The following is a 10322-nucleotide window of genomic DNA, read 5'->3' on the forward strand; positions in this document are numbered from 1 at the left end:
CGGGTCCTGCCAGGCCGAAGGGCAGTCGTCCCCGAGGCACGGACCGAGACCACCGGGCAGCGGGTCGGGGGGCCCCGGGGGGGGGGGGGCCCCCCCCCCCCCCCCCCCCGGCCCCCCCCCCCCCACCCCGTTCCTGCTCCCTCCCGGGGCGCACGTGTCGGCGGGCTGGGTTACGTTCGAGGTATGAGGAACCGAGCGTTCCCGGCCCGCCTGCTCCCGGCGCTCCTGGCGGGGCTGCTGCTGATCCTGTCGGCGGCCGCCCTGGTCCTGGCGCCCGCCGCGCCTGCGGCGACGAGCGCCTCCACGGTCAATGACGTGGCGCAGGCGCTCCGCAAGAGCCCGGTGTACGTCGATCCGGCCGCGTCCGGGCAGCTCTCACGGAGCCAGGCCGCCGCTCTGACGAAGAAGATCAAGGACGCCGACAAGCCGGTGTTCGTGGCCGTGCTGCCGCAGAACGCGTCCTTCCCCGCGTCGAGCGTGCTCCGTACGCTGCGCGCCGACACCGGGATCACCGGTCTCTACGCGATACGCCTGGGCGACGGCTTCAACGCGGGCGCCGACCCGGAGGTGATGCCGGAGCGGGCGGTGCGCAACCTCACCGCCGCCGTGAAGGCCCCGGGCTCAGGCCCCGGCGCCGCGACCCAGCTGAACGCCTTCGTCGACCGGGCCGTCGAGCAGGCCCGCGGCCACGCCCCCGACTCCTGGGGCGGCTCCCCGTCCGGCCAGGGCTCTTCCGCCGCCGGGCTGATCGCGCTCGGTGCGGTGGTGGTCGTCGGCGGTGCGGGGGCCTACACGATCGTGCGCCGCAACCGCAGGCGCAAGGAGACCGAGGAGCAGGCCGCGCTCGACAAGCTGCGGGTCGTCGTGGACGAGGACATCACGGAGTACGGGGAGACACTGGACCGGCTCGATTTCCATCCCGGAGAGGCGGGCGCCGACGACTCGATGCGCGCGGACTACGAACGCGCCCTCGACTCCTACGAGAGCGCGAAATCGCGTATGGAGCACGCCCGGCACCCCTCCGACGTGCGCGGGGTGACCCAGGCACTGGAGGACGGGCGCTTCTCGCTCGCCGTCCTGGAGGCCCGGCGCACCGGCCGCGAACTGCCCGCGCGCCGCCCGCCCTGCTTCTTCGACCCGCGCCACGGGCCGTCGGTGGCCGACGTCCGCTGGACCCCGTCGGGCGGTACGGCACGCGAGGTCCCGGTCTGCGGCGCCGACGCGGTCCGGCTGCGCGACGGCCAGGACCCGATGAGCCGCACCGTCGACATGGGCGACGGCAGCCGCCGCCCGTACTGGGAGGCGGGCCCGGCCTACGGCCCCTGGGCGGGCGGTTACTTCGGCGGCGGCCTGCTCCCCGGCCTGCTGGTCGGCACCATGCTCGGCTCGATGCTCTCCACCCCGGCGTACGCGGCGGAGTACGGCGGCGGGGACTTCGGCGCGGGCGGCGACTTCGGCGGTGGCGACTTCTCCGGCTCCGACTTCGACTCCTCGGGCTTCGGAGGCGGCGGGTTCGGTGACGGCGGTGGTGGCGGGTTCGGCGGCGGCGGGGACTTCGGGGGCGGCGGGTTCTAGGGCCTGTATGGGGTTGTCACGCTGCGAGCGTGCGTGCCCAGCCCCGTGACGCCGCGGGACAACCCCATACAGGCACTAAGGGCCGCGGGTTCCTGGGCGCCGGGGTCCAGGGCGTGCGGTGAACGCGGCGCCGTCAGCCGTGGGTCAGGCGGGGTGTGGGAACAGGCCCTGGCGCGCGGCCAGCCGTTCCATCAGGGCCGCGCTCTGCGCGAGCAACTCCTGCTCTTCGTCCGTGAGTTCCGCTTCGATGGCCAGGGCCAGCCAGCCGGCCCTGCGGCCACGCTCCGCTTCCAGTGCGGCCCGGCCGGAGTCCGACAGTTCGAGCAGGGTCTTGCGGCCGTCCGTGGGGTGGGCCCTGCGGGTGACCAGGCCCTGTTCGAGGAGGAGGCCGACCGCGCGGGCCATCGACTGCGGGCGTACGCGCTGATCGGTCGCGAGATCGCTGGTGGTCATGGCGCCGTCGCGGTCCAGGACGCCGAGCACGGCGACCTGCCCGACCGGGATCCGGTCCTCGCTCTTCACGCGTCGGCTGAGCTTGCCCATGGCGGTACGCAGTTCGGCGGCGACGGTGGCGGCTTCCGGGGTGGGCACAGGGCACTTTAACCCGGAAACGCCGTCGCGCGGCATAACTGCACAGCGGAACTGAACAGCATGACTGAACAGCAATGCTGTACAGTTTCGTCATGTCGGGCCGAGCGCCAGCGTCGTCGCAGCCAGGGCCCGGCAGGCGACAAAGGGAAGGAACTCCCATGCCCGCAAACACAGTTGAGTCGACCGCCGTCCGCACCGTCACCGCCCGCGCCGTCCTCGACAGCCGCGGCAACCCCACCGTCGAGGTCGACGTCGTCCTCGCCGACGGATCCCTGGGCCGCGCCGCCGTCCCCTCCGGCGCCTCCACCGGCGCCCGCGAGGCGGTGGAACTGCGCGACGGTGACCCCCGGCGTTGGCACGGCAAGGGCGTCGACCGGGCCGTGGCCCATGTGCGGGGCGAGATCGCGGACGCCGTCACCGGACGGGACGCCGACGACCAGGCCGGCCTCGATGCCGCGCTCGTCGCCCTCGACGGCACCCCCGCCAAGGCGCGCCTCGGCGCCAACGCCCTGCTCGGGGTCTCCCTCGCCACCGCGAAGGCCGCCGCCGTCTCGCACCGGCAGCCGCTGTACCGCTACCTCGGCGGGGCCGGTGCAGGGGTGCTCCCGGTGCCGATGATGAACATCGTCAACGGCGGCGCCCACGCCGACAACCCGCTGGACTTCCAGGAGTTCATGATCTCGCCGGTGGGCGCGGAGTCCTTCGCGGAGGCCGTGCGGATGGGCTCGGAGGTCTTCCACACGCTCCGCCGCGACCTGCTGGCCGCGGGGCACTCCACCGGCGTCGGCGACGAGGGCGGCTTCGCGCCCGCGCTGCGCACGGCAGAGGAGGCGCTCGACTTCGTCATGGCTGCCGTCGAGCGGGCCGGATACCGGCCCGGTGCGGACATCGGCCTCGTCATGGACCCGGCGTCGTCGGAGTTCTACCGGGACGGTGTGTACGCGTACACCGGAGAGGGCGTCCGGCGTACGTCCGCCGAACAGGTCGACTACCTCGCCCAGCTGATCGACGCCTACCCGATCGTCTCGGTGGAGGACCCGATGGCCGAGGACGACCTCGACGGCTGGCGCGAGCTGACGGCCCGGGTCGGGAACAGGTGCCAGCTGACCGGGGACGACGTGTTCTGCACCGATGAGGCACTGGTACGGGAAGGCATCCGTACGGGCGTGGGCAACGCGGTCCTGGTCAAGGTCAACCAGATCGGGACGCTGACCGAGGCGCTCGGGACGGTGGCCGCCGCGCAGCGGGCCGGATGGGCGGTGGTCATCTCCCACCGCTCCGGCGAGACGGAGGACACGACCATCGCGGATCTGGCCGTCGCCACGGGGTGCGGGCAGATCAAGACCGGGTCCCTGTCCCGTTCGGACCGCACGGCCAAGTACAACCAGCTGATCCGGATCGAGGAGGAGCTGGGGGAGTCCGCGGTGTACGGCCACCCGCGCCTCGGCGGCGTGGACAGCACCGCGGGGCGATCCGCCTAGACCGCCCGCCGGGGGAGGCCTTCGCCCCCGGCCCGCCCGCCGCGTTCCAGGACGACACCGACCACGCTCCGGGCGGGCGGCGTCCCCCAGAACCGTGAGTCGGTGCTGAAGGCGGGGTTGTTCCCGAGGGCGACGAGCTGCCCCGCCGGCACGAGGGCGCCCGCCGCCTCGCGGACCTCCGGCGGTACGGGGTCGCCGGCGAGCGCCACCACCCGCTTCACCAGCAGCGCCGCGCCCGTGCCGGAGCCCACCGGTCCGGTGCGGGCGGCGGGGACACCACGAGGATCCGGCCGGCCCTCGGCCGCAGGAGCCCGTGCCGGACGAACAGCACCCGCTGCCCGTGCCGCAGCGCCGGAGTCATGCTCGGCCCGGAGACCAGCAGCACCGACACCGAGAGGCGCAGCAGCACGAGAAGCACCACGGCGGCCGCGGCCACCACCTACACCACCGTCAGCACGGCACTCTCCCCGCTCCCCTTGTTCTCCCGTCTCTCCCGGCCCTATCCACGGGCGGCCGGCACGGCATCCGGTGCCTCACCCGGCACACCACCCTGCATCCCGGCCAGGACGTCCATCCGGTATCCGTCGGCCTGGAGGGTGAACAGGCCCGCGTACTCCTTGCCCAGTGCCATGAGTTCGTCGTGCCTGCCCTGCTCGACACCCGGCCGGCGGTCGGCACGGTGGCGCAATGTGAACGGGCGGCACCTCTCATCGAACGCGCCCGACGCGCGGTCGCCGACGGGCCGGAAGAACAGCGATGAGTTTCGGACGGCGTGGCAGTCTCTGTTGCCGTACGCCTGACCCGATGTTCCGAGGAGCGAGTGATATGCGCGTGGTCATCAGTGAGTTCATCAGCCTGGACGGTGTCGTGCAGGCGCCGGGCGGTGCCGAGGAGGACCGGGACGGCGGCTTCGCGCACGGCGGCTGGTCGCACCCGTTCTTCGACGCGGAAGTGGTGGGCGCCTCCTTCAGCGAGTCGGTGGACGGGGCCGGGGCCCTGCTGTTCGGCCGCCGCACCTGGCAGACGATGGCCGCGGCATGGCCCGAGCGCGCGGGCGACCCGTTCGCCGACCGGATGAACGCCCTCCCGAAGTACGTCGTCACCGGCACCCTGGGCGACGACGACCTGACGTGGAACAACACCGAGCGCGTCCCCGGCGAGGAGTTCACCGCCCGTATCCAGGAGCTGCGGGAGAAGGGCGACGGCGACCTGCTGGTCATGGGAAGCCCCACGCTCGTGCGCGGCCTGCTGGGCGAGGGCCTGGTCGACGAGCTCCGGCTCGTGATCATGCCGGTGCTGCTGGGCGGCGGAAAGTCGATCTTTCCTACGGACGGCGGACTGCGCACGCTCGAACTGGTCTCGGCCGTCACCAGCGCTGCGGGCGTTCAGGTGTGCACCTACCGGCCGGCGGCGAAGGGATAGCGAGGGCTCCTCAGCCGACGTCGGGCCGGGCCGGTGTGCGTCAAGGGCGCGGGCGGCATCGACGCCGTGCACAACCCGCGGTGGTGCACGGCGGCCGGCCGGTTGTTTGCTCTCGCCGCCCCCACTCGCTTTGATGCCGGTGGCCGCTGTGCAGTGGTCGAGGCCGGCGAGAGGCGTACGGGGTGCGGGGCATGGCGGGCAGACGGTCCCTGGGCCGGAGGTTCGGGTGGCTGTGGGCGGCGTACGCCGTCAGCTCGTACGGCACCGGGCTCGGGTTCGGTGCGCTCCCGCTGATCGCGGTGCTCGTCCTGCACAGCGGGCCGACCCAGGTGGCGGCGCTGGCCGCCGCCGGGCGGGCGGTGGGGGCCCTGCTCGCGGTGCCGCTCGGCCCCTGGGTGGAGTTCCGGCACAAGCGGCCCGTCATGGTGTCGATGGACCTGATCCGGTTCGTGGCGCTGATGAGCGTCCCCGCGACGTTCGCGCTCGGCCGGCTCGGCTTCGCCCAGCTCCTCCTCGTCTCCGTCGTCGTCGCCGCGGCCGACATCGCCTTCAAGGCGGCGAGCGGCGCGTATCTGAAGGCGCTCGTCCCGCCGCGGGACCTGCTCGTCGCGAACGGCCGCTTCGAATCCACCACCTGGACCTCGACCATGATCGGACCGCCGCTCGGCGGGGCCGCGATCGGGCTGTTCGGGCCGGTGACGACCGTGATCGCCGACGCGGTCAGCTATCTGCTCTCCGCGCTGGGCATCCGCGCCATCGGCGGCACGGAACCGGGCCCCTCGCGAACGGGCGCGCCGCGGCTGCGCGCGGGCGATCTGCTCGACGGCTGGCGCCACCTCCTGAGGCACCGCACCCTGCGCCCGCTGCTCGTCAACTCGATCGTGGTCAACGGCCTGATCATGGCCTCCGGGCCACTGCTCGCCGTACTCCTGCTGGGCCCCCTCGGGTTCACACCCTGGCAGTACGGTCTCGTGTTCGCGGCCCCCTGCATCGGCGGCCTCGTCGGCTCACGCCTCGCGCACCCGCTCGCGGCGCGGTTCGGCCGGCACCGGATGCTGCTCACGTCCGGGGTGCTGCGTGCGGTCTGGCCCATCGGGCTGGCCTTCGTCCGGCCCGGTGTCCCGGGCATGGTGCTCGTCATCGTCGCCCAACTCGGCCTGGTGACCTGCTGCGGCCTCTTCAACCCGCTGCTGGCCACCTACCGGCTCGACCACACCCCTGCCGACCGGGTCGCCCGCACCCTGTCCGCCTGGTCGATCAGCAGCAGCGCCGCCATCGCGGCCATGACCGCCCTGTGGGGTCTGCTGGCCGCCGCCACCGGCCCCCGCATCGCGATCGCCGTCGCGGGAGTCCTCCTGCTGGCGACCCCGCTGCTGCTGCCGCGCGGCGAGCGCGCCCCCGGGCCGAAGCCGGTCGGCGCCGAGGGAGCCGTCGATCGTGTCTGAGGCCGGGGTGCGGCACCCGAACATCGACCCGCCGCCGACCGCCTTCGCGGCAGCGGCGTGCCGCGTGTCGGCGTCGAACAGGTAGGTCTCGACGAACGACATGCCCGTGTACTCGGGCACGGCGTCGGAGAGCAGCGGCCGGACCCGTGACCAGGCGCCGTCCGCGCCGACCAGCAGGTCCGTGACGACGGTGCCGCCGTCGGCGAAGGTCACCTCGTGGCGGTCCCCGCCGAGGCCACGGACACCGCTGACCTTGTGGCCCCAGCGGACGGTTCCGTCCGGGAGCGAGTCGAGCAGGATCCGCCGCAGCTCGCCGCGCTGCACCTCGGGGCGTCCGCCCGTGCCGTCGTCGGGCTGGTCGAGCAGGACGTTCCCCTCCCGGTCCAGGGCCCGCATCGCCTGACGGCCCTCCAGGATGATGCCGCGGAACTCGTCCATCAGACCGGCTGCCTGCACGGCCGGTTGGCCGTTGTAGTCGTGGATGTCGAGCATCCCGCCCTGCGTACGAGCCGTCGGTGAGGCCTCCGCCTCGTAGACGGTGGCCGTGATGCCGTGGACGTGCAGCACGCCGGCGAGCGTGAGGCCGCCGAGTCCTGCGCCGATGATCGTGACGTGAGCGGTCATGCTGGCTCCCTGCCGGTCGGATGCCTGCCGGGTGGGCCCCGGAAGGATCTGCGGCAAGCCTCCGGGCCCCCGCCGACATGCCCCCGACATCGCACCGACCCCGCCGACAGGCGGCCGACACCGCGGCTCCGCCGCGGCGCCCGGCCGAGGCGGCTTTGCCGCTTCGGCAAGGATGTTTGCCGTAAAGCGCGAGCGCCCCGCACCATCTCCGTAGATGGAGGTGTTTCGCATGAGCGACATGACGACGCAGACGTACGACGTAGTGGTGATCGGTGGCGGGCCCGCCGGGCTGAGCGGGGCCCTGGCGCTGTCCAGGGCCCGGCGTTCGGTGCTGGTGATCGACGCGGGCAGCCCGCGCAACGCACCCGCGTCCCACGCGCACAACTACCTGGGGCGCGAGGGCATCCCGCCCACCGAGCTGCTGGCCATCGGCCGGGAAGAGGCCTCCGGGTACGGGGCGGAGATCGTCGAGGGTGAGGCCGTGGCCGCCGAGAGGCTGCCGGGCGGGGCCGGGTTCCGGGTCGTACGGGCGGACGGAGCCGCCGTCACCGCGCGCCGTCTCCTCGTCACCACCGGGCTCGTCGACGAACTGCCGCCGATCCCCGGGCTGGCCGAGCACTGGGGCTCCGGTGTGCTGCACTGCCCGTACTGCCACGGCTGGGAGGTGCGGGACCGGCCCGTCGGCATCGTGGCCCTGAGCCCGATGGCCGTGCACCAGGCCCTGCTCTGGCGCCAGTGGAGCGACGACGTCACCCTTTTCCTGCACCACACGCCCGAACCGGGCGACGAGGAGTACGAGCAGCTCGCCGCGCGCGGCATCGCCGTGGTCGACGGGGAGGTGACCGGCATCGAGTCCAGCGGGGACCGGCTCACCGGGGTGCGGCTGGCCGGCGGGCGGGTCGTGCCGCGCGAGGCCGTGGTCGTCCAGCCGCGGTTCACCGCGCGGTCCGGGGTCCTGGACGGCCTCGGACTGCCCGCCACCGCGCTGGAGATGGGCGGCCACACCGTCGGTACGTACATCGCGTCCGATCCGTCCGGCGCGACCGAGGTGCCCGGGGTCTGGGTCGCCGGTAACGTCGCCAACCTGATGGAGCAGGTCATCGGCGCCGCCGGGGCGGGGCTGAAGGCGGCCGCCGCCATCAACGCCGACCTGGTGGGCGACGACACCCGCCGCGCGGTCGAGGCCCGCCGCGCACCCTTCTCGGCGGAGGCCGAGCGCCAGGTCTGCGAGCAGACGCTCGGAAGCCGCCGTCACGGACTGCAGGAGACACGATGACAACCGACAGCGCGCCGTCCGACGCGGAACTCTGGGACCAGCGCTACCGCGAGAGCAACCGGATCTGGAGCGGGAACCCCAACACCGCGCTCGTCCGCGAAGTGGAGGGCCTGACTCCGGGGCGCGCCCTCGACCTCGGGTGCGGGGAAGGGGCCGACGCGGTCTGGCTCGCACGGTGGGGCTGGCAGGTCACCGCCACGGACATCTCGCGCGTCGCTCTCGGCCGGGCCGCCGAACACGCGGCGGAGGCAGGGGTCGCCGACCGGATCGACTGGCAGTTCCACGACCTCGGCGTCTCCTTCCCCGAGGGGGAGTACGACCTCGTCTCGGCCTCGTTCCTGCACTCGATGGGCGACCTCCCGCGCGAGGAGATCCTGCGGCGGGCCGCCGCGGCCGTCGCACCCGGCGGAGTGCTCCTGATCGTCGGGCACGCGGGCTTCCCCGCGTGGGAGCACGACCACGCGGACATGGAGCTCCCCACCACCGACGAGGTGCTCGCCTCCCTCGAATTCCCGGCGGGGGAGTGGGAGGTGCTGCTCAGCGAGGAGCACGAGCGCGTGCAGAACGACCCGGACGGGAACCCCACCACCCGAACCGACAACGCGCTGAAGGTCCGCCGCCGCTGACGGCGGGTCCGCCGGCGCGCGGGGCGAGGGCGCGCGTGCCGGCCGTCACGGCGGCGGCCGGCACGCGACATCCAACCGTCATCGAGGCCATTGAGGTCAGGCCCTGACCTATACGGCTTCTAGCGTGGTCCTCGACCGGCGGAACAGGAACGACCGAAGGCAGAGATCATGAACGTGAACGTCAACAACGCGGACACCCGTGAGGCGGCCACCACCCCGGCCCTCACCGGCGAGCGCGCCGACCTGCTGGAGGCACTGACCAAGCAGCGTCACTTCCTGAGCTTCACCACCCGTGACCTCACCGACGAGCAGGCCGGGCAGCGGACCACCGCGAGCGAGCTGTGCCTGGGCGGTCTCATCAAGCACGTCACCGAGGTCGAACGGAGCTGGGCGGACTTCATCGTGCACGGGCCCGTGGCGATGCCCGACTTCACCGCCATGACCGAGGCCGACTTCGCCCGGCGGACCGACGGATTCCGGATGCTGCCCGGCGAGACGCTGGCGGGTGTGCTGGCCGACTACGCCGAGGTGGCCCGCCGGACCGACGAACTGCTCGCCACCCTGCCCGACCTGGATGCCGACCACGCGCTGCCGAAGGCTCCCTGGAACGAGCCCGGCGTGCGCTGGTCGGCCCGCCGGGTACTGATGCACGTCATCGCGGAGACCGCTCAGCACGCCGGGCACGCCGACATCATCCGCGAGTCGCTGGACGGCGCCAAGAGTATGGGCTGACCCGGAGGAGTGATCCGCGCCCCCCGGCGCCCGAACGCCGGAGCGGTGGCCGTGACCACCGCTCCGGCTCAGCCGTTGAGTCGACCATGAATACTCGACGTCTGACCGCCGCGGTGGGCACCCTCGCCGCCACCGCCCTGCTGGCACTCTCCGTGCCCGCCACGACCGCCCATGCCGCCGAGTGCGGTGTCCGCTCCGACGGCCGGCTGTACTGCGGCAACGCCGTCGGCGCGAAGGGGTACGCGGACCGCTCCTACCGTTCGGCGACGCGCGGCACGCTCACCACCGGGTTCAACTGGTTCGCCTGCTGGGGCCACGGCGACCCCCACGAGGGCCAGAACGACATCTGGTACTGGACCCAGCTCGACAACGGCCAGTGGGGCAACGTCCCCGCCGTCTCCGTGAAGACCGGCCAGGACCCGGCGCCCGGCCTCCGCGAGTGCTGAAGCCCTAGGTGTACTGCCCCGTGAGGTTGGGGACACGGCTGGCGGGTGGTTGGCCCTTGAGTGCGGTGTGTCCGCGGTGGTGATTGTAGGTGTGCAGCCACTGG

General features: G+C 73.3%; 12 protein-coding genes and 1 pseudogene. 8 read left to right on the forward strand and 5 right to left on the reverse strand.

What is annotated here, in order from left to right; all coding sequences use genetic code 11:
• Window positions 1–183 precede the first annotated feature (183 nt).
• A complete protein-coding gene (locus ACIQM0_RS33530) occupies window positions 184–1575 on the forward strand; it encodes a hypothetical protein (RefSeq protein ID WP_401294078.1) in 1392 nt (463 codons plus the stop codon).
• 144 nt (window positions 1576–1719) lie between these two features.
• Here the strand turns inward: ACIQM0_RS33530 and ACIQM0_RS33535 are convergent, their stop codons facing one another.
• Window positions 1720–2166, reverse strand: coding sequence for a MarR family winged helix-turn-helix transcriptional regulator (locus tag ACIQM0_RS33535; protein ID WP_401294081.1), 447 nt, complete (start codon window positions 2164–2166; stop codon window positions 1720–1722).
• Window positions 2167–2324: 158 nt separating this feature from the next.
• Here ACIQM0_RS33535 and eno point away from each other — a divergent pair, with 158 nt between their 5' ends.
• Window positions 2325–3647 (forward strand): phosphopyruvate hydratase, encoded by a 1323-nt coding sequence (eno, locus tag ACIQM0_RS33540; RefSeq protein ID WP_401294084.1) that lies wholly within the window; start codon window positions 2325–2327, stop codon window positions 3645–3647.
• Here the strand turns inward: eno and ACIQM0_RS33545 are convergent.
• From ACIQM0_RS33545 to ACIQM0_RS33555, 3 genes are read right to left on the reverse strand one after another with little or no spacing between them, the layout of a single operon-like run.
• Window positions 3644–3898, reverse strand: coding sequence for a S26 family signal peptidase (locus ACIQM0_RS33545; protein ID WP_401294087.1), 255 nt, complete (start codon window positions 3896–3898; stop codon window positions 3644–3646). The two genes, eno and ACIQM0_RS33545, sit on opposite strands and share 4 nt — an antisense overlap.
• The gene (locus tag ACIQM0_RS33550) at window positions 3865–4086 is read right to left on the reverse strand and encodes a S24/S26 family peptidase (protein WP_401294090.1); all 222 of its coding nucleotides are present in this window, start codon (window positions 4084–4086) and stop codon (window positions 3865–3867) included. Before ACIQM0_RS33550 ends, ACIQM0_RS33545 begins: the two co-directional genes overlap by 34 nt.
• A 60-nt stretch (window positions 4087–4146) precedes the next feature.
• The gene (locus ACIQM0_RS33555; RefSeq protein ID WP_401294093.1) at window positions 4147–4278 is read right to left on the reverse strand and encodes a hypothetical protein; all 132 of its coding nucleotides are present in this window, start codon (window positions 4276–4278) and stop codon (window positions 4147–4149) included.
• A 194-nt stretch (window positions 4279–4472) separates the two neighbouring features.
• Between ACIQM0_RS33555 and ACIQM0_RS33560 the strand changes: the two genes are divergently transcribed.
• Both ACIQM0_RS33560 and ACIQM0_RS33565 read left to right on the forward strand, forming a co-directional pair.
• Window positions 4473–5069 (forward strand): dihydrofolate reductase family protein, encoded by a 597-nt coding sequence (locus ACIQM0_RS33560; protein ID WP_401294096.1) that lies wholly within the window; start codon window positions 4473–4475, stop codon window positions 5067–5069.
• 191 nt (window positions 5070–5260) lie between these two features.
• Window positions 5261–6514, forward strand: coding sequence for an MFS transporter (locus ACIQM0_RS33565; RefSeq protein WP_401294098.1), 1254 nt, complete (start codon window positions 5261–5263; stop codon window positions 6512–6514).
• An 18-nt stretch (window positions 6515–6532) separates the two neighbouring features.
• Here ACIQM0_RS33565 and ACIQM0_RS33570 read toward each other — a convergent pair.
• Window positions 6533–7138 (reverse strand): annotated as a pseudogene (locus ACIQM0_RS33570) (FAD-dependent oxidoreductase); the annotation flags it as partial.
• Window positions 7139–7376: 238 nt separating this feature from the next.
• Between ACIQM0_RS33570 and ACIQM0_RS33575 the strand changes: the two are divergent.
• The 4 genes from ACIQM0_RS33575 to ACIQM0_RS33590 all read left to right on the forward strand — a co-directional run bounded on the left by ACIQM0_RS33575 (window position 7377) and on the right by ACIQM0_RS33590 (window position 10218).
• On the forward strand, window positions 7377–8414 hold the full coding sequence (locus ACIQM0_RS33575) for an NAD(P)/FAD-dependent oxidoreductase (protein WP_401294116.1): 1038 nt from the start codon (window positions 7377–7379) through the stop codon (window positions 8412–8414).
• Window positions 8411–9040, forward strand: a complete 630-nt coding sequence (locus ACIQM0_RS33580; protein ID WP_401294101.1) for an SAM-dependent methyltransferase — start codon at window positions 8411–8413, stop codon at window positions 9038–9040. The genes ACIQM0_RS33575 and ACIQM0_RS33580 overlap by 4 nt, the downstream gene beginning before the upstream one ends.
• A 168-nt stretch (window positions 9041–9208) precedes the next feature.
• The gene (locus ACIQM0_RS33585; RefSeq protein WP_401294104.1) at window positions 9209–9772 is read left to right on the forward strand and encodes a DinB family protein; all 564 of its coding nucleotides are present in this window, start codon (window positions 9209–9211) and stop codon (window positions 9770–9772) included.
• A gap of 86 nt (window positions 9773–9858) precedes the next feature.
• Window positions 9859–10218: a hypothetical protein gene (locus ACIQM0_RS33590; RefSeq protein WP_363030148.1), complete on the forward strand. Its 360-nt coding sequence runs from the start codon at window positions 9859–9861 to the stop codon at window positions 10216–10218.
• Window positions 10219–10322: the final 104 nt, after the last annotated feature.

It is taken from the genome of Streptomyces sp. NPDC091387 (genome assembly GCF_044756945.1).
In the GTDB taxonomy this organism is placed as follows: Bacteria; Actinomycetota; Actinomycetes; order Streptomycetales; family Streptomycetaceae; genus Streptomyces.